The organism is Clostridium sp. AF02-29, from assembly GCF_934835585.1.
GTDB classification, from domain to species: Bacteria; Bacillota; Clostridia; order Lachnospirales; family Lachnospiraceae; genus Otoolea; species Otoolea fessa.
The window spans coordinates 23,829-44,973 of record NZ_CAKVZK010000015.1 but is presented as its reverse complement, the minus strand read 5'-3'; the positions used below and the strand labels follow the sequence as shown (position 1 = coordinate 44,973).

The window sequence follows — 21,145 nt, the reverse complement described above, 5'->3', positions numbered from 1 at the left end:
TCGAATATGAGATAATTCGAAATGGTTAATAATACATAGAGAAAACGGGATTGGAATAGTTGAGGAAGGTGGGGAAGACGATGAAAAAGACTTACAAACGCATCCTGGCAGCCACATTGGCATCGATATTGGTTTGGAATACGTGTGAATGGCAGCCACGCGCCCTGGCAGGCAGCAAAGTGTATCAGATCGAGGAGGTCAAGGCACTGCCGGAGAGTGTGCTGCATCAGGAAGTGCCGTATGGGACAAAATATAAAGATTTGGAGCTGCCGGACAAGCTGAGTATGCGTATTTGGGCGGAAGATGCACCAGACGGAGAAGACGGTGTAGAAGATGAAGATGGTGCGGAAAAGATTGCTACGCCGTCGGAGCTTCGGAGCGAAGACGAGGAAGCGGAAACAGAAAAAACGTCTCAGAAGCTTTCTTTATCTGAAACAGATGGTACAGTTCGGAAAGCGTCCCCGTCTGAGGCAGGTGTTACAGAAAAATCGGAAATAGGGGGGGTGGATGACACCGAGCAGAAAGCATCCCCGTCCGATGCAGACGAGACGAAAACAGGCAAAAACTGGAAAGATGTCAAAGTCCGCTGGGTGCTGGATGAGACGTTCAGTGAAAAAGATACATACGATGGAAAAACACCGGGTGTTTATGTGTTTGATGCGGAGCTGAAAAGCAGCCGCTACGAACTGAATACCGGCTTTTTGCCGCGCATTGAGGTGACGGTTCTTCCGGAGAAAAAACTGCCGCAGATTCTGTCATGGGAGTGGATCGATGAGCAGGAAGCGCTGATTGACGGAGAATTGCAGCTTGCTGTGACCGAAGAGGATCAGATCCCGTTTGAAGAGATCGTTTCCATGTTGCCGGAACAGATTCTGGCAAATGTGCGTGAAAATGACGAAAATGACGAACCAGCGGAGAAAGAAATTGCGCTGTCCGGCTGGAACTGCGCTGAATATAAAGAAGACGAAGAAGGAAAATATCCAACCGAGGGCGAATTTTTGTTTGAGGCGAAGCTGCCGGAGGGGTATGAGCTGGATGCGGATGCCGAGGCGCTGCAGGTGAAAGTGGTGTTGGAGGAGCCAGAGATAATGCCGCTTGCTGTTGGAGCTGTGATAGCAATATTTGATGAAAATGGTAAAATAAACAACAATTTTAAGTTTTCAGAGAATAATACATATCAGGGAAATGGATATGATATAGAAAAGGTAGACGAAGATAATTTTATATTAACATTAAGGGGAATTCATGCACAGGGAATACAGCTTCTTGAAGGAAAGTGGATGGTTGTATTAAAGGGAGCAAATAATACATTAAGTGGAATATCTTCCTCTTCATATTCATATCATCATGGATTTTATATATCAAAATTAGCGAGTGCTACTTTTGAGGGAGATGGAAATCTTACAGTAAATGGAACACAAGATGGGTTAGTAATTGAAAAAAACTCTTCGTTAACAATGAAAGGAACAGGAAAGATAGAGGTAAGTTCGACTGAGGATAATGGCGCAAACTACGGAGGACTGGTAATCAGTAATGGCGGAAGTTTGACAGTAGAGAGTGGAACGCTTGTGATTAAAGGGAAAGAGCGTGGCTTACTAACTGCAGGTTGGAGCAATATTAATATATCAGGAGGTGAGGTAACTGCGGAGGGGAATACTCAATCCTTTTATCAAGCACGAGGGGCGAGTTTGTGTATAACGGGTGGAAGCGTAATTTACAATGGGGACATAGTACAGCAAGGAGGAAACATAGAACTTAATGGGGAAACTTCCACGCTAACGGTCAATGGTGATTTTTATATGGGTGCTGCTGGCGGTAATAACAAGGTTGAGTTGAAAGCAGGTAAATTGAAATTAAATGGCTTCTTAAACGGACCGGGCACATTTACCAAAACCGGTGGCACCTTGACTGGAGATGGCAGTCTTGAGGATGATAAAAAGCTAGATTTAAGTATTACAGTGAAGAATGTTTCTAAAACAATTAAAGTGGGTCAGAAGGTAGATTTGGAAAGCTATTTTGACCTTCCATCCGAGCATGGAACCTTAAGCTATACGGTATCTGATGGTGCGAATTTTGCTCATATAGATACAGAGAGCGGAAAACTTATCGCAGATTCCGTAGGGACAATAAAAGTAAAAGTTACCTCAGAGGCGACTGGATTTTATAAAGAAGCGACACAGGAGGTTACTCTGACGGTTGAAAAAGGAACATTGACCGGTGTTTCTGTCGAACCGTATAGTGGCACCTATGATGGTTTTGAGCATGATGCAGTAAAAGTTGAAGTAGATGGAAAAACGCCTTCAGCTGATATGACGATCAAATATGCGAAGGTAAAGAATGGAGTTGTCGGGGAATTTACTGAGAAGCTGCCGAATGTAAAAGACCGCGCAGATTCCGGTGCAACCTATCAGGTTGAAATTTCAAGTAAAAATTACCAGACTCAGACCTTTGTGTCAGGAGCGGTTCAAATTGCTCCATTTGATTTGAATGGTGCAGAGGTAACGCTTAACAAAAATGAGTTTACATACAATGGCGAAAACCAGGTTCCGACAGTAACTGCCAATATTTCAAATGGAACACCCATACCATCTGATTCTTATAGGGTGAGTTATGAAAAGCAGGAAAATGAAAGCTGGATTTCTTGTGCAGCGTGTATAAATGCTGGAACTTACAGAGTGATTCTGACGGCAGTTGATTCACAAGATAATAACTTTACAGGTACAGTTACCAGCAGCACATTTGAAATCAAAGCAAAAGCCCTGACCCCGTCGATTACCGGTACATTAACGAAAACTTATAATGCTTCGGTAAATGTGAATGGCGATGTGAAAATCATTTTAATGGACGGCAGCACCCAAGTAGAAGGCGTAGAAGCATCGGCAGTCTCCATTTCATATGAAGATCCAAACGCTGGCGACAATAAGAAGATAACAGCAAGCGGTATTACGATTACAGGTGAAAATGAGAATGGAAATTATACACTGAATCAAACGACAGCAACCGCTTATGGCAAGATTGAAAAAGCGCAGTTACAAAATGTATGGGTTAAGCAGAGGGGAGAATTGCATTACAGTGGAACGGAGCAGAGGGCTGTCGTAGAAACTCATGCGGAAGCACCGTATAGTGGCGACCCGGTTCAATTTACATATGGATTATCGCCTGCCCCGTCTGCTGAGTTTACCGAATCAGTGCCGGCATTTACGAATAGTGGTGGCTATGAGGTATATTATAAAGCGAGTCTTGCAAACTACGAGGATAAAATAGGTTCTTTACATATTACAATTTTGCCGGGTGATTTAAAAAATGCCAGTGTTACACTTAGTTCTGAAACAAGTGTGTATACAGGAGAAGAGCAACGGCCATCGGTGGCATCCGTAGTATTAAATGGGGTGACACTTCCAGAAACAGATTATGAAGTTCTCTATCGGCGCGAACAGCAGAGTGGCTTTATAACCCCAAAAGAGGCTGGAAGTTATAAGGTGATCGTGTCGGGAAAAGACAATTTGCATGGTTCTGCGGTGGAAGCAGATTTTACAATCACAGAGAAATCGATTGCAGGTGACGATATCGAAATACTTCTGTCCGAAACAGATTTACCGTATGATGTCACAGAGAAGCATCCGACCATAAAGGTAATGGACCACTCCAGAAATGAGGAATTGATTCTGGATACGGATTATACGGTTTCAATGCCACAGTCCATTTATCCGGGAGAAAATTATGAGATTACGATCAGCGGTCAGGGAAATTATGGAGGGACGAACAAGGCTTACTACAATATTCTCCGACCTGATTTGAAAGATGCCAAAGTGACCGTCTATGGAACGTATGTATACCGGGGCGGTGCGGTGGAACCGGATGCAAAGATGGTTTGGGTAGAACTGAATGGAACGGTCGTGGATCCGTCTGAGTATGAAATTACATACACAGATAACACGGCGATTGGAACGGCGAATGTCCTGATTCGGGCAAAAGAGAGCGGCAACTATGTCGGAAGCACCAGCGGTACGTTCGAGATCCTGGATCCGAAGATCCATCAGGATGCGGTATCCAGCCAGGTATCTGTCAGCCCAAACAGCGATAATCAGACATTTACAGCTACGATTCAGGCGGTTGACGGTGCTGAGTACAGTTTCGATGGCGTAAACTGGTCTGATAATAACCAGAAGACGGACTGCCAGCCGAACACAGCGTATTCGGCGTTCATCCGTATGAAAGAGACAGAGACGTCCCATGTGGGACCGGCAACCGAGCTTAAATTTATGACGCCGGAGCTCAAAAAGGAGAGCAGCAATAATGGCAGCAGTCGAGGTTCTTCTGGTGGACATTCTTCCAGCAGCATCACAACGTCTGCTACAATAAGAAACGATTCTGTCAAAGGAAATGTGAGCAGTGACAAGGGCATCCTGACCGGCGCTAATAACGGCACCGCGAACGACGGCTACAGCCACTGGATGCAGGATGAACACGGCTGGTGGCTCCGTTTCGCAGACAACAGCTACCCGAAGGCAGCGATGCGCGGCACAAACGGCATTGCGTATGCGTGGGAGCAGATCAACGGAAACTGGTGGACGTTCGACGAGAACGGTTATATCAAGACCGGCTGGCTGCGCGACGAAGACTACGGCGGCTGGTTCTACCTCGATCCAGAACGTGGTATGCAGACCGGCTGGGTGCTGATTGATGGAAAATGGTACTATTTCCACCCAACCTCAGACGGAAGAAAAGGCATCCTGTATGTCGGGCGTCTGACACCGGACGGCTACTATGTAGATGAAAATGGTGTGTGGGATGGGAAAGACAGACAGTAAAAAGAACATTTAGGTCGAAGTTTGACTGATTGCGGCTTCTATCTAAATCCCTTATGAAGCCGAGTCAAAATGAAATTCCAATGTGTTTACAGCTGTATTCATGAAAAAATATAATGAGCGCAGGAGAAAAGAATGCGGCTGCGAAGCAGACATATTCTTTTCTTGCGCCATTAACGAACGAACAGCCATGCGAAGCAGGGCGGTAGAGCGCGATAGCGCGGGTTCGTGAGTGGACGGGTGAGAATACGTATGATATAATGAACCCCGGGGGATCATAATCTGATTCACAAGGGGAAAACAAACCGACACAGGAGGGGAACACATGAAGAATTTCTACACCGAAGAACAATGGAATGAGATTCTGAAACAGCAGGAATCCGTACTTTGCTACGATACATTTACCCGGAAACAGGCGCTTGAGCTGGGGCTTTTGATTGCAGAGGTCACGGAGAAAAAATATCACGGTTCGGTCGCTGTCCGCATCGTGGAGGACGAGACGACCGTCTTTGCCTACAAGATGGAGGGCGCGACGCTGGAAGCAGACTGGTGGATGACCAACAAGCTGGCAGCATCGCGGCTCACGGGGATGAGTTCGCTGCGGGCACTGACGGCATCGAGAGCCGGAGAACTGGAAGCATCCTGGAAAGTGCGCGAGGAGAACTTCTTCGTGTGCGGCGGCTGCATCCCGGTTTTCATGAGAGATGGAAGCCGTCCTTTTGCCTATGTGATGGTATCCGGCATGGAACACTGGGACGATCATCAGGTGATCGCGGATGCGATGGCGAAACAGCTGGGAGTTGAGATTCCGGAGATTCGGAAAGAGCAGCCATAAAACGATTGACTTGTAAAAACAAAGACGTTTGCAGAAATGGAAGATAGATGAGCTATCTGCATTTTTGCAGACGTCTTTTGTGGTTTTACTGCGCCGTATGGCGATGAATTATCCGTTATTTTGTATAGCGCACTTCCCCACCTGGTGGTATAATTCAAGTATTATAAAATTTGATATGAAAAGAATATTTGCAATAACTCAGATGGTTTTTGCATAGCAAAGAACCATCTGAGAGATCCAGAGAATGCGAGGGATGTGGATGAGTAAAAAAGAGGTACGTCAGGCGGCTGCGGAACTGACCGAGCGCCTTTGTGAAAAAGACTTTTTAGACCGGTCGGGACTGAGCCGGAAAAATGTCATGATGCTCATGAACAAGGATCACTGGGAGGAGCAGTTTGCCCATATTTTCCCGATCAAAAAGCGGATTTCCTGCCGGGCGGTCTACGAGATCTGTGAGGAACCGTTAAGCCTTTTAGGGCATGAGCCGGAAGAGGGCTGGATGAAGTTTACCTACCAGTATGTGTGCCATATTCTCTACCCGGATGCGGAGTTTAAGAAGGAAAATGCCGCTTTTTCCGCCGGTGCGGAGTTCTATCTGGCAGTGCTTCAGTTCGTGTTTGACCGCGAGCGGGCGGTGCTTCCGTACAAACCGATGGAGGACTTTGCATTTTTGGGTGATGAGGAAGCTTCAAGCTTTGAGTGCGCGGCAGAATACAGCCGTTTCAAGAAGTTTTTCGCACAGGAATACATCTATGAGATGATGCGCCTCAATGCGGAGGTGACGCCGTTTCGGACGCTGGAACACATCGCGGGCGTGCATTACGTCGCGATGACGGTGGCACGCGGGCTTTATGCGGCGGGAGTTCCGATCGATCTGACGCTGACCTCGGGCGCGGCTGCGGGACATGATCTCGGCAAATTCGGCTGCAAGCCGAATGAGCGGGTTCCGTATCTTCATTACTATTATACAAACCAGTGGTTTAACAACCATTCGATGGAATACATCGGTCATATCGCGGCGAACCATTCGACCTGGGATCTGGAACCGGAAAACCTGTCGGTTGAATCCCTGGTGCTGATCTATGCCGATTTCCGTGTAAAACAGAGCCGCGGCGATGACGGGCGTGAGATTACCTACATTTCCAATCTGGATGAGGCGTTCAACGTCATCCTCTCGAAACTCGACAACGTGGACGAGGTTAAATTAAACCGTTACCGCTTTGTTTATTCCAAACTGCATGATTTTGAGGATTATATGCGGTCTCTCGGTGTGGATGTGGATTTGAATGGACATCCGAAAAAGCCGGAGGTGCTGCCGGATATTTCCCTTCGGAACGCAGAGCAGACGGTGCAGTCCCTCATTTTTATGGGTATTGAGCATAATATCCGCGTCATGCATCAGATGGGGGCGGAACGCCAGTTTGGCAATCTCCTCGAGGCGGCGCGCAGCGAGAAGGATTGGAAGAGTGTCCGCGCGTACTTAAACATTTTCCGTGAATATTTTACCTATACAAACGACAAGCAGAAAGAGCAGACGCTGGGCTTTTTATATGAGCTTCTGATGCACCGCGAGGGCGACATCCGCGCGCAGGCGGCGAGGCTGCTCGGACACGTGATCGCGCAGTTCAACGCCGGTTACCGCAAGGAGCGCCCGGCGGGGATGCCGGATATTGCCGAGGAGCGGGTGATGGAGATCTGGAAGCAATATCTGGAAATGATCATCCGGCCGGATCACAAGCTGATGCTGCAGCAGAAACGGCGCATCCGTTATCACCTGAAAAATGTGCTGGCATCGGTGGTTGATCATGCGACGCCGGGCGATCTGCGGGAATTTCTGGGGGCATTTCTGGTTTGGTATGACCGGGCGGATGAGCTGGATCCGGGCGAGGCATTTTCTTTGCTGGATACGGTGCATTTCATGCCGTTTGATAAGCTGAGTGAAGAGGAACTGGGGAAAATCGCAAAATTTGCCCTGATTGAGTCGCAGAGCGGGGAACCGGATGTGCGGATCGCATCATGGCGCGCCTTCAAGCTTCTGACGGCGTACCAGCCGGATCATCCGTGCTGTGCCGAGATCGGCGTGTGCGTGAGGGCGGCGCAGGTTGAGGACAATATCACGATGACCTTCCTCAAATACCGCGTGTTGAGTAACCTCGGAGAGGACACGGCGAGAGAACAGGAACTTCTGTACGACCGCGACGTTGTCTCTGATATTTTCCTGGATAACCTCAAAACAGCGACGCCGTGGGTTATCAAGTCGGCCAATATCAAGCTGCTCGTCGATCAGATCGCGCATGGTAAACAGGAACATATGCTGCATATCGCAGCGCATCTCTCAAACCTTGTAAAAGTCAGCGAGCACGTGATCGTGCGCCATGATGCCGGAACCGCCCTGCTTCGCATCATCGGGCTTCTGACACCGGATCAGAGAAATGAGATCGTGGTTGAGCTGATGAAGGGGCTGGAAGTCGGTGAGTACGAATTTTCCAAATATATTCCGCAGTATCTGGGGCAGGCGGCGCTGTGGCTGCCGCCGGAACAGCTGGAGGAGATCGTTTCCTACCTGCATGGCATGATGGCAAATGCAAACGACCAGATAGTCTCGGTTGCGCTTGATACGGTCGGCGTGTTGCTGGAACGGTATTCGTGCTACCCAGAGCGCTTTGCGGAGGAAAAAGAGGTATGCGAGGAACGGCGCGGACGCTTGCTTGGCATCCTGCTCAGCGGTCTGGCGAATTACCGCGAGTCGGTGCGCCAGGAGGCGATGCTGGTGCTGGGGCAGACCGTCTTCGGCTCATCCTGGATGGAGTGTCGGGAGAAAAAAGAGCTGTTCGCCCTGTCCTTCCGCAAGATGCTGTTCTTATTCAATGAAAATAAGGGAAATGAGCTGACGGCATTTTATCGTGCGGCGTCCCTTTCCAATATTTACCGGTTCATCACGCAGTACCATATGACCGAGGGCAATTTAGAGATCAAAGAGCGGAACCAGGTGGCATTCTTCCCAGGCACATTTGACCCGTTTACGCTGTCACACAAGGAGATTGTCCGCGAGATCCGCGACCGCGGTTATGAGGTGTTTCTGGCGGTCGATGAATTTTCCTGGTCGAAAAAGGCGCAGCCGCATCTGATCCGCCGTCAGATTGTGAGTATGTCGGTGGCGGATGAGTTCCATGTGAACCTGTTCCCGGATGAGATTCCGGTCAATATTGCCAATCCGGCGGATCTGAAACGCTTGAGAGAGGTGTTTTCCGGAAAAGAGCTGTATATCGTGGTCGGCAGCGATGTCATTGCCAATGCCTCTTCTTATAAGAAGAAACCGGTTAAAAATTCGATTCATTCGATGAACCATATCGCGTTCCGACGCGTGGGTGATGTCAAGGCGGACAATAAATACAACCGTCAGATGATGGATCAGATCAGCGGCAAGGTTGTGGAGCTGGAGCTTCCGGAGCATCTGGAGGACATCAGTTCGACGAGAATCCGTGAAAATGTCGATTTGAACCGCGATATTTCGAATCTGATCGACCCGTCTGTGCAGGAATACATCTATTACAATGGTCTGTATCTGCGCGAGCCGGAATATAAACCATATATCCGCGCGCGTGCGATCTCCTATGAGGAGGTGGAGACGCCGGATGAAATGCTTCTGGCGGAAATTTCGAATTTTGTTCTGCAGGACGAAGAAGATCGCGAGAACCTGTTGAATTCGATGAAGGAGTCGGGCGACCGGCTGCTGCTTCTTAGGAATACCGTGCAGGAAAACCGGCTCGTCGGAGTGGCACGGCTTCGTTATCTGGCGCCGGATGAGCTGTTTGCCGTTCTGGGACAGGTCAGTCTGGCAGATCAGGTGCGCCGCCATACCTACGGTGAGATTCTTCTGATTTCGGGTATCTATGTCGAGCGCGACCCGATGATCAACGACGCGGAACAGCTGCTTTTAACCGAGGCGATCGCACGGTCCTTTGAGTATAAATGCGGCTATGCACTTTTCTTCCCGGCAGACGGCTACTGCCCGGAACGCGTGCTGTCGGCGGTGGTCCGCCAGGGCTTTGTGAAGGCGCCGGAATCCCCGGAAGACGCGCCGCTCTATCTGGTCGATATGCATGCGCCGCTTGTATTAGTGCAGAATCTGGAAACGACGTTAAAAGAACCATTTTCCAGCAATCCGCGCGTTCTGGATGCGATCTACAAGGCGCATCGGGAATTGCAGATGGCGATGACGCGCTTCTATCCGGGACAGCTGGTTCTTTCGATGTCTGCGAGCGTGATTTACCACCGTCTGGTGGAACGGATCACGGCGTTAAATGGTGTGCCGCGTGACCCGGTGACGCCGAGACGCCTCGGCGGGGCGATGTGCGTGCCGTTCGGCAAGATCCTGCGTGGAAAAGTTATTCCGAATACGGTGACGAAGACGCTGCATACAGATAAAGTGTACGATCCGGAGCTGAAAGAGAAGTCGATCGAAGCGTTCCCGTACTATTCGCCGCTGCGAAGCCAGATCAAGGCTATCAAGTCCTTTGACCGCCCGGTGATTCTGGTCGATGATCTGCTGCATCACGGCGGACGTTTCGAGGCATTGGAACCGATGCTGCGCGAAGAGGGCGTGGAAATCAAAAAATTGGTGTTAGGTATGATTTCAGGTTACGGGCGCGACACGATGGCGACGAAGGGCGTGCCGGTAGACAGTATTTATTATATTCCGAATCTGCGGAACTGGTTTGTCGAGTCCACACTGTACCCGTTCATCGGAGGCGATACGGTGCGCCGCGATACCGTGAAGGTGGCGGGACTGACGCCGTCGATCAATATGATCCTGCCGTATGCCGCACCGCCGGTACAGGGAAGTACGCCGGAAGCCGCGTTTGAGTTCTCCGCGTGCTGCATCCGCAACGCGCGCAACATCCTTCTGGTGCTCGAATCCGAGTACCGGGCGCTGTTTGCGAGAAACCTGACGTTAAGCCGCCTGTCTGAAGCGGTCATCCTGCCGCTCTGCCCGGATAAAGGCGAGTGTGTCAGCTACGATCCGAATCTGGCAGCGTCGGTGTATCTGGAAAATGATTTGGAGATGCTGTATCGGACGCGGAAGTGAGAAATTATGTCAAATAACACAAAATAATATCATGATACCAGGGTCAAAAGGTCAGAAGTTCGACGCAAGCTTGCTTGCAGGAGAATTTTTGACCTTGGGACCCGCCAAAAACATGAGTAAGTAGCCATTTTTCAAAGAAAAATGAGCGAATTACGAATGTTTTTGAAGATTGCGGGAGCATATAGTGCGGAGCAATCTGGTATCAGAGGGGTCAAAATGTCTTTTGACCCCAACCATATCACATAAGATATCAAAAAAAGATCAGGGGGTATGCAATATGTACTATTATAAAATTGGAGATAAAATCTGCTGTTCCTTCAATGGAAATTTATCATACGAAAAGGCAGAAATGCCGCACCCGGGCACGCCGCTCACCTTCTTATTCGAGCGCGAGCCGGGAACCGGAAGAGATTCTTTTAAGGTAAACTCGCCGCTGCTTTTATTCCAGAAGGCAGAGAATGTTTCCTGGCTGAGCAGCCGGAAGCTGGAAGCGCAGGCGGCAAAGAAAAATTGTGAGCTTGACGAGGCAGTCGAAGCCGCGATCACTCAGGACGTGATGCGCGCAGTCAACCGCCTGCATCCGGATTTTGAGACTATTTTGGCAGAAAAACCGCAGAAAACGAAGAAAAGAGTCCATGTTCTGGCGATCGGCGATGTCGGAAGTACGCTGTTGACCGGGCTTCATCTTCTGGGCGGCGACTGCATCAGTTCGATCGGCATCTGTGATATTTCCGATAAAGTGACCGCACGCTGGGAATTTGAGGAAAACCAGATTGCCTACCCGTGGTCGTATGACACGCTGCCGGAGGTCGATGTGGTAAAACCGGAAGACCTCTTCAAGTGCGATGTATTTGTATTTGTCGCTTCTAAGGGAATCCCGCCGGTTGGTTCTGGCGTCAAGGATGTGCGGATGTACCAGTTTGAAAATAACTCCAAGATCGTTGCGCAGTATGCAAGACAGGCGAGAGCCGAGCATTTCAAGGGCTTATTTGCCGTTGTCTCCGATCCGGTTGACCCGCTGGCAAAGACGGCATGGCTGGAGAGCAACAAGGACGAAAACGGCATCCTTGATTTAAAGGGACTCCGCCCGGAACAGGTACAGGGCTTCGGACTCGGTGTTATGAATGCGCGCGCGGCTTATTATGCGAAGCGCGACGGGCGGTTTTCACAGTTTTTGACTGAGGGGCGTTCCTTCGGACCGCATGGACAGGATCTCGTCATCGCAGATTCCATTGAGAATTACAACGACGAGCTTTCAAAAGAACTGACCCAGCTGACGGTAACGGCAAACCTGCATATGCGTGCGATCGGTTTCAAGCCGTTTATCGCACCGGCATATTCCTCCGGCGCGATCTCCCTGATTCTGATGATGCGCGGCGAATGGCACTGCGGTTCCGTATTCATGGGCGGCATCTTCATGGGCGTGAAAAACCGTTATACTGAATACGGTCTGGAAACAGAAATCCTGCCACTGCCGGATGCGCTGTATGAGCGGATTGTGACGGCGGAGGAAAATCTGAAAAAGATTGTGTGATCGATGAGTCTTATCGCAGGAAGGAAGCGAACATAAATGATTCATTCAAATTCAGAAGGAGATATTTATATAGAAGAAATGCCTCTCCTCCTCGTCCATCTGCGCGAGGAGGAAAAAGGCGCGGATGCGCGCCTTTCGGAGGTGTTATCCTATGCGCTGGACGGCTACGCCTACGAGACAGCGACGGAAATCAGTGCTTTTGAAGATTATGTAAACCGATGGAGGCGCCTGGAGAAGACACAGAATCGAAAAAATCCAGTCCAGGGACGTATCCTGTTTGCCGTGCCGCTTGGCACATCTGGCATCAACCTGGAGCTTTACCGCCTGATTCGTTTCCTGCGGGAACATCCGGATTTTCTGAACGGTTTTGTTGGCGGACTTTTGGTGGACAGTGAAAATGACCTCTATTCTAAATCGGCGGCGAAGGATCTGGTATTTGCCGCTAACTGTGCGGGCTGCGCGTTCGTGGGACGCCCGCTCGTCGAGGGCACGCGGACACTTTCCAATTACACGATCGTTTCCAATAATCTTGGAACCGATCTGATGGGGGCATACCGCGAGAGCGCGGCGGGGCTGGTCAAAGAAGTACTGGGGACGGATTGCGTCAGGAAAAAATGTCCGAAAGTATTGGTATTGCACGCGTCAAGCCACAAGACCTCCAACACCTACGCGATCTGGAACCGGGTGAAAGAACAGCTCCCGGAGATGGAGATCCGGGAGATAGGGCTTCGAAACGGTACGCTTTCCGACTGCGCCGGATGCCCGTACAAGATGTGCCTGCATTTTGGCGAGCAGGGAAGCTGCTTCTACGGTGGAGTGATGGTCGAGGACGTCTATCCGGCAGTCCGCGAGGCGGATGCGATCGTGATGCTCTGTCCAAACTACAACGATGCGCTGTCGGCAAACCTGACTGCGTTCATCAACCGCCTGACTTCGCTGTTCCGGACGACGCGGTTTTATGACAAAGCGCTGTTTGCGGTGGTTGTGTCGGGCTATTCCGGAAGCGATATCGTGGCGGAACAGCTTATCGCGGCGTTAAATATGAACAAAACCTTCTATCTGCCGGGGCAGTTTGCGATGATGGAGACGGCAAACAATGCCGGGGCAGCGATGCAGCTGCCGGGGATTGAGGAACGGATGAATGCGTTTGCGGAGAGAATCCGGGAGACGCTATTATATAGGTAAAGAGGGGTTATAAGCAGGGCAGCGTCACTGGGAGAGTTTGTAACTGTTCACAGGTAGGAACTTTTTTGAACTGAAAATTCCGTACGATACAGTTCCGGCAGCAGATTTTGCCGATTTGGAATGCGTAGCATCGGCAAAATCCCGTTGCTGGGCACACGTGTGTGAACAGTAACGAGAGTTTCACATCTGCTATAAAATTCTTTACAGATTTCATGAAACTAAGTATACTATATAAATATGCAAAAACTGTTTTACTCAGGCTAAAAGCTATGTGAAATTGTACTATTTAAAGAGGGAGAAAGGCAGAAATGAAATCCTGGAGACGAACATTAGCGATAGGCTTTATCATAGCGATAACTTCGCAGCTTTATTGGAACGTATTTGTCAACAATTTCCGTGTGTCAGCGTCGGTTATCCTGCTTCCGGTGCTGATTATGACAGTCGGAAGTCAGATTCACACGATGACGATCTGTACGGTGACGTCGATCATTGTTTTTTTATTCCGAATTGTGATATATTATCTGCAGGGAATGCCATCCGAGATGCTGGTACAGCTTGCGATGCCCGGAGCATTCTTTTATATCGTGTACGGCATGATGTTCAAGCTGCAGATCCGGAATAAACATATCGCGAATCTGGAAAATGTGATTGCGGCGGCATTTTTCTGTGACTTATGCTCGAATATATTCGAAAATTTTCTGGCGGCGCTTCTGAAAAACAATGCGATGCCGGGACCGGATATGATTCAAAAGCTTTTTATGATCGCTGCAGTCCGCACGCTTTTTGTGGCACTGGCACTGATCGGAGAACAGCAGTACCGGCTACTTCTTACGAAAGCGGATCATGAGAGCCGTTATCAGCGGTTATTTCTTATGACGACGGGACTCAAGACTGAGATTTACCTGATGCATAAGAACACCGAGGAGATCGAGCGCGTCATGAGCAATGCATACAAGCTCTATGAGCAGATTCTGGAAAAGGATCTTCCACGGGAAATGCAGCAGATGGGACTTGAGATAGCGCGGGATGTCCATGAGATCAAGAAAGATTACATCCGCATCATTCAGGGCATTGAGGAGGCGATCGAGGAAGAGTCGAACGAGGAAACGATGAGCCTGCAGGATCTTCTGCGGATTCTGGAATCATCCACCTACCGGACCATGGCGGAGAAAAAGCTGGATATCCGTCTGATGTTTGACTGCCGGGATAATTTTATGACGCAGGAACACTACCAGCTTATGACGATTCTCAAAAATTTGGTAGGAAATGCGGTGGAAGCGATCGAATCGACGAAAAAAAGCGGGATGATCTGGATTCGGGAGTACAAAAAAGATGGCAATTATGTGTTTGAAGTAGCGGACGACGGACCGGGAATTTCAGAAAAACATCTCCCACGGATTTTCAATATGGGATATTCAACGAAGTTTGATGAAAAAACCGGCAATATATATAGAGGCGTCGGGCTCTGCGGTGTGAAAAACGCGGTAGAGGAGCAGTTTGAAGGTAGTATTTCAGTGGATTCGGAAGAGGGAAGAGGAACGAAATTCCATATTGAGATACCAATAGCGAAATTGGAGGAAATAGAGTAAATGGAGATTTATATTGTTGAAGATGATATGTCAGTGATCAGCGTCCTGCAGGATATTATTGAAGATAATGATCTGGGAATTATCTGCGGAACTTCAGAGGGACAGCCGGCGGATGTGGATGATATCCTGGCAAAGAATCCGGATATGGTTCTGATTGATTTCCTGATGCCGGAAAAGGACGGTGTTCAGGTCATGCGCGAACTGCGGGAAAGAGGCTGCAAGGCAAAATGCATCATGATTTCCCAGGTGGCGGCAAAAGAATTGATCGGAAAGGCATACGATGCGGGCATTGAGTTCTTCATCAGCAAGCCAATCAATATCATTGAGGTAAAATCGGTCATCCGTAATGTGGATGAGCAGATCAAGAATGAGAAAACCCTGACGAATATTAAGAAAATGTTCATGGCAGAGATCGCGGATATGCCGAAGGAGAAGAAAAAAGATGAAGGTTACGGCAGAAAGGTGCTTTACATTTTAAACCGTCTCGGCATGTCCGGCGAGAAGGGCGGCGACGATATCCTTCGGATCTGCGAGTATCTGCACAACAACGGACGCCCGATCTCCCAGGTCAGCATCGGTCAGCTCTGCGAGCTTTTGAGCGATGCGCCGAAGAACATGGAGCAGCGTGTCCGCCGTGCGATCGCGGTCGGCATGTCGAACCTGGCACATTTGGGTATTGAGGATTTTATGAATGAAACCTTTACTGCATACTCCAGCACCCTGTTCCCATTCGAGGAAATCCGGGCAGAGATGGATCACATCCGCGGTAAACGCCGTTACGGCGGCAAAGTCAGCATCAAAAAGTTCATCGACAGCCTGATGCTGGCGGTAGATCGTGAGGTATAACGGGTAGATTTACAAAACTTTCCAATTTATTTATCATAAGTTAAAAAAATGTTATAAAAATTTTATGTTTTTATGATGGATCTTGTAGTTTTTTGTCGGGGCTACAGTATTATACACCTGCGAGCAAGAAAAAAAAATAGGTTGGAGGTAGTTGTATGAAGACAATCGAGCTTGATATGTATCAGGCAACCGCAGTTGCGGCACTTGTACTGTTACTGGGACGTGTTCTGGTAGCTAAAATTTCTATTCTTCGTCGGTATTGTATTCCGGCACCTGTAGTTGGTGGTTTCCTTTATGCAATCGTTCATACCATCGTAAGAGGCATGGGCATTCTGGAAATTTCCTGCGACATGACACTTAAAAACGTATTCATGGTAGCTTTCTTCTGTAGCGTAGGTTTCACAGCATCCTTCCGTATGCTGAAGAAGGGCGGCGTTCAGACAGTTGTATTCCTGGCTCTGTCAGCTGTTATGGTAATTCTTCAGAACGTCCTGGGTGCTGGTCTGGCAAGCGTATTTGGTCTGGATCCTCGTCTGGGTCTGGCAACCGGTTCCATCCCGATGGTAGGTGGTCACGGTACTGCTGGTTCCTTCGGACCGTTACTTGAGGAATTAGGCGTAGCAAATGCGAGCGTTGTAGCTATCGCTTCCGCTACTTATGGTCTGGTTGCAGGCTGTGTAATCGGTGGTCCTATCGCAACTGCTAAGATCCGTAAGTACAAACTGTCCGCAGTTACTGAGGCAGCTACTAAGACTGAGACTGTAGAGACAGATGAGACTGGTGCAATCGATTCCGCTAGAATCCTTGACGGTCTTCTGTACTTAATCGTTGCTATCGGTGCTGGTACTATCGTATCCATGTTCCTTGGCAAGTTTATGACATTCCCGTTCTACATCGGCGCAATGTTAGTTGGTGCTATCATCCGTAACATCATGGATGTTCAGAACAAAGAGATCCCGATGGAAGAGATCAGCACACTGGGCGGTGCTTCCCTTTCCGTATTCCTGGGTCTGGCTATGATCGATATGAAGCTGTGGCAGTTAGCTGAGCTGGCTGTACCGATGGTAGTTATGCTTCTTGCACAGACAGTACTTATGTTCTTCTATGCAAACTTCGTTGTATTCAACGTACTTGGCAAATCCTACGATGCTGCTGTTATGACCAGTGGTTTCTGTGGATTCGGTATGGGTGCTACCCCGAACGCTATGGCAAACATGCAGGCAATCACCGGCGTATATGGTCCGGCTCCGACTGCATTCATGGTTGTTCCGCTGGTAGGTTCCTTATTCATCGACTTTGTAAACGCAACTATCCTGACAGGATTCATCAGCTTCCTGGGCTAATAGATGCGAATTTCAAGAGGTCTGCTTTTCGGCAGGCCTCTTTTTTTGTGTAATAGGGAATTCCAAGGAATTTCCTATTACACAAAAAGGCGCTAACGTGCTAATGATGCGCACTCACACGAAGCAGAAATATGTCGCAAGCGACCGCTTGAGGCGCGAGAATGTGCCAAGGCACATTCATTGTCCATCCCCGAGTTATAATCAGGAACAATATAACTCCATAAGCAAATAATAATAACATCTATAACACTATTTTTATTTGATTCTGACGAAGAAATGATATATAATACATTATAGAAACAGAAAAGTTCACAAAAACAATTTGGAACCAGAGGGAATTATGTACAAGATTGATGAAACCATCGTCAAGTATTTGTGGTAACCATAGTTCAGTGAACTATTCAAACTTATATACATATCAGGAGGTATTATCCAATGAGCAAGTATGTTGACAGAGTTCTTGCAGAACTCAAAGAGAAAAACGCACATGAAGCCGAATTCCTTCAGACAGCAGAGGAAGTATTATCCACTCTGGGTCCGGTTGTAGATGCACATCCGGAGTACGAGAAGGTTGCTCTTCTTGAGAGAATGGTTGAGCCGGAGAGAACTATCGAGTTCCGTGTACCGTGGGTTGATGACAACGGTGCTGTTCATGTAAACCGTGGCTATCGTGTACAGTTCAACGGCGCTATTGGACCGTACAAAGGAGGCTTACGTTTCGCTCCTTCTGTAAACCTGTCTATCATGAAATTCTTAGGCTTCGAGCAGACTTTCAAAAACAGCTTAACAACCCTGCCGATGGGCGGTGCTAAGGGTGGTTCTGACTTCGATCCGAACGGCAAGAGCGATGCAGAGGTTATGAGATTCTGCCAGTCCTTCATGACTGAGTTATATCGTCACATCGGACCGGACGTAGATATCCCGGCTGGTGACCTTGGTGTAGGTGCTCGTGAGATCGGTTACCTGTATGGTCAGTACAGAAAGATCCGTGGTGCATTCGAGAACGGTACTATCACTGGTAAGGGAATGTCCTTCGGTGGTTCTCTGGTACGTCCGGAAGCAACTGGTTACGGCGCTGTTTACTATGTAGAAGCAGTTATGAAACATGAGAACGATGACATCAAAGGCAAGAGCGTTGTTGTATCTGGTTTCGGTAACGTTGCTTGGGGTATCTGCAAGAAACTGGCTGAGCTGGGTGCTAAGGCTGTTACCCTGTCTGGTCCGGACGGATATATCTATGATCCGGAAGGTGTTGTAACTGAAGAGAAGATCAACTACATGCTGGAGATGAGAGCATCTGGACGTAACAAAGTTCAGGATTACGCAGACAAGTTCGGCGTACAGTTCTTCCCAGGTGAGAAACCGTTCGGCGTTAAGGCTGACATCGTTATGCCGGCTGCTACTCAGAACGACGTTCGTATGGAAGAGGCTAAGAAGATGGTTGCTAACGGCCTTAAGTACTACATCGAGGTTGCTAACATGCCAACTACCAACGAAGCTCTTAAGTTCTTAATGGAGCAGAAGAACATGGTAGTAGCTCCGTCCAAGGCTGTTAACGCAGGTGGCGTTCTTGTATCTGGTCTTGAGATGAGCCAGAACAGCGAGAGATACAGCTGGACAGCAGAGGAAGTTGATTCCAAACTGCATCAGATCATGACTGGTATCCATGATGGTTCCGCAGCAGCAGCTGAGAAATACGGCTTAGGCTACAACCTGGTAGCTGGTGCTAACATCGTTGGTTTCCAGAAAGTTGCTGACGCTATGATGGCTCAGGGTATCTGCTGGTAGTCAGTAGTTCCCCATACCATATGGAGTGAATGTATAAGTAATATAATTGCATAACGCAGTTACATAAAAGAACTGCTGATTCGGACAACCTGGTGACAGGAAGTCCGGATCAGCGGTTTTTTTTCATAGGAAATTGCGTCCTATGAAATAAAAACCGTTCCGCGAGAATGTGCCAAGGCACATCCTTTTTCATTTCAAGGAATAACTGTTTCCATCCCATACATAAAATAATAATGGTAAAGGGTGTTTGTCTGCCAGAGGGTGTGAATCGGCGGTAGCAAATCGATTTTAAGATAATTTTCACAAATTCACTCTGGAAATATCGGGTGGAATATGGTTAAATAGTCAATAGAGTTTTGCCACCCAAAAGAGTGTAGAAGGAACGGAAAGGAGAAATACCAGGATGGATGAGAATAAAGAGTTGGTAGAGACAATGGAGGACTATGCCGAGGAGCTGGAGGCGTCTTTCAAACGCCTGCATGAGGGCGATATTGTGACCGGCACGGTTGTTGCAGTGACAGACGACCAGGTGCTGGTGGATTTGAAATATTTTGCTCAGGGCGTGATTGACCGTGAGAATCTGAGCAATGATCCGGATTTTAATATGAAGGAAGAGATTCAGCCGGGCGACCTGCTCACGGCAACGGTAATTCAGACCGACGACGGCGAGGGCAATGTCGTTTTATCCTGCAAGGAGGCGAATGACAGGATGACGTGGGAACATTTCCGTCAGCTGCTCGATGAGCGCACACCGCTTGAGGTTACTATTTCCGAGGTCGTAAACGGCGGTGCGGTTGCGATGGTGGAAGGCGTGCGCGGCTTTATACCGGCGTCGAGACTGGATGCAGCGTATGTCGAGGATCTGGACAGCTGGAATGGAAAGAAGATTCCGGTGCTGGTGATTGAGGCGGATGAGGAGAAGAAACGTCTCGTCCTGTCCGGCAGAGAGTTGGCGAGAGAAAAACAGGATGCGGAGAAGAAGAGCCGGATTGCGCGCTGTGAGACCGGCGCGATCATGGAAGGAACGGTCGAGACAATCAAGCCATACGGCGCGTTTGTCCTGCTGGAAAATGGCTTAAGCGGACTGGTACACGTTTCCCAGATGAGCAAAAAGCGCGTGGAGAATCCGGGTGCAGTCGTAAAGGTGGGACAGAAAGTGACGGTGAAAATCCTGTCTACCGCAAATGGCAAACTAAGCCTCAGCATGAAAGAGGTAGAGCCGGACGAAGCGCCGGAAGAGGAAGTATTTAATTATCATGAGTCAGGCGAGGCGACAACCGGATTTGCCGAGCTGTTAAAGGGCTTTAAATTTGACTAAATAGCAGTAAAGGAGAGGGAAAATTGAATATCCCTGAGACGTATAATCAGCTTGACCAGTGGACGACAGTCATGTTTCTGTACAATTCTGCCCTGAAAGCGATTAACACGAAAATTGAAATTCTAAATAACGAGTTTATTCATTTATATAATTACAATCCGATCGAGCACATCAAATCGCGCCTGAAAACACCGGAGAGTATCGTCAAGAAGCTTAAACGCGGTGGATATGAGGTGACGATCCCGAACATGATTGAGCATCTGAGCGATATTGCGGGCATCCGTATTATCTGCTCGTTCAGCCCGGATATTTACCGGATCGCGGAGATGATCGCGCGTCAGTCGGATGTGACGGTGCTGGTGGTGAAGGATTATATCAAGAATCCGAAGCCGAACGGCTACAAGAGTTACCATATGGTTGTGACGATCCCGATTTATCTAAGCGATGGTCCGGTGGATACGAAGGTGGAGATCCAGATACGGACGATAGCGATGGATTTCTGGGCAAGTCTGGAACACAAGATTTATTATAAATTTGAAGGAAATGCGCCGGATTATCTGGAGCAGGAACTAAAAGCCTGCGCGGATATGGCGGATATGCTGGATAATAAGATGTTTTCCCTGAATCAGGCGATCACGAAGATCGCGGAGGAACAGGCGAAGGAGAAGGAAGCTGCGAAAGTGGCGGAGGAAATGAAGAAAGCAGAGCGGGAGGATGTGCCCGCGGGGAACGAGCAGGAGCCGAAAGACGGGAAACGGAGCGGGGAAGCTGCGTCCGGGAACCGGAAAGAAGCCGGAGAGTAAGAGACGA

Annotated in this window: 11 protein-coding genes; all 11 read left to right on the top strand. The window is 48.7% G+C overall.

Annotated features, from left to right (window positions below; translation table 11 throughout):
* Positions 1-80 precede the first annotated feature (80 nt).
* The 11 genes from PUQ60_RS05630 to PUQ60_RS05580 all read left to right on the top strand — a co-directional run bounded on the left by PUQ60_RS05630 (position 81) and on the right by PUQ60_RS05580 (position 21,138).
* Positions 81-4,811, top strand: coding sequence for a YDG domain-containing protein (locus PUQ60_RS05630; protein WP_273379973.1), 4,731 nt, complete (start codon positions 81-83; stop codon positions 4,809-4,811).
* 322 nt (positions 4,812-5,133) lie between these two features.
* Positions 5,134-5,643: a heme-binding protein gene (locus PUQ60_RS05625; protein WP_118469480.1), complete on the top strand. Its 510-nt coding sequence runs from the start codon at positions 5,134-5,136 to the stop codon at positions 5,641-5,643.
* A 259-nt stretch (positions 5,644-5,902) separates the two neighbouring features.
* The gene (locus PUQ60_RS05620; protein ID WP_273379969.1) at positions 5,903-10,732 is read left to right on the top strand and encodes a cytidyltransferase-related domain protein; all 4,830 of its coding nucleotides are present in this window, start codon (positions 5,903-5,905) and stop codon (positions 10,730-10,732) included.
* A gap of 277 nt (positions 10,733-11,009) precedes the next feature.
* Positions 11,010-12,266, top strand: coding sequence for a lactate dehydrogenase (locus PUQ60_RS05615; protein WP_273379968.1), 1,257 nt, complete (start codon positions 11,010-11,012; stop codon positions 12,264-12,266).
* 36 nt (positions 12,267-12,302) lie between these two features.
* Positions 12,303-13,451 carry an NAD(P)H-dependent oxidoreductase gene (locus tag PUQ60_RS05610; RefSeq protein WP_022359961.1) on the top strand — a complete coding sequence of 383 codons (1,149 nt, stop codon included), beginning with the start codon at positions 12,303-12,305 and terminating at the stop codon, positions 13,449-13,451.
* A gap of 308 nt (positions 13,452-13,759) precedes the next feature.
* Positions 13,760-15,040 (top strand): ATP-binding protein, encoded by a 1,281-nt coding sequence (locus PUQ60_RS05605; RefSeq protein ID WP_118293841.1) that lies wholly within the window; start codon positions 13,760-13,762, stop codon positions 15,038-15,040.
* Positions 15,041-15,886 carry a DNA-binding domain-containing protein gene (locus PUQ60_RS05600; protein WP_273400946.1) on the top strand — a complete coding sequence of 282 codons (846 nt, stop codon included), beginning with the start codon at positions 15,041-15,043 and terminating at the stop codon, positions 15,884-15,886.
* Positions 15,887-16,041: 155 nt separating this feature from the next.
* Complete coding sequence (gltS, locus tag PUQ60_RS05595) at positions 16,042-17,229, top strand: sodium/glutamate symporter (RefSeq protein ID WP_022359964.1); 1,188 nt, start codon at positions 16,042-16,044, stop codon at positions 17,227-17,229.
* A 435-nt stretch (positions 17,230-17,664) separates the two neighbouring features.
* Positions 17,665-19,017: an NADP-specific glutamate dehydrogenase gene (gdhA, locus tag PUQ60_RS05590; protein ID WP_118524395.1), complete on the top strand. Its 1,353-nt coding sequence runs from the start codon at positions 17,665-17,667 to the stop codon at positions 19,015-19,017.
* A 403-nt stretch (positions 19,018-19,420) separates the two neighbouring features.
* Positions 19,421-20,335 (top strand): S1 RNA-binding domain-containing protein, encoded by a 915-nt coding sequence (locus PUQ60_RS05585; RefSeq protein ID WP_273380771.1) that lies wholly within the window; start codon positions 19,421-19,423, stop codon positions 20,333-20,335.
* Positions 20,336-20,358: 23 nt separating this feature from the next.
* Positions 20,359-21,138: a GTP pyrophosphokinase family protein gene (locus tag PUQ60_RS05580; RefSeq protein WP_022359967.1), complete on the top strand. Its 780-nt coding sequence runs from the start codon at positions 20,359-20,361 to the stop codon at positions 21,136-21,138.
* Positions 21,139-21,145: the final 7 nt, after the last annotated feature.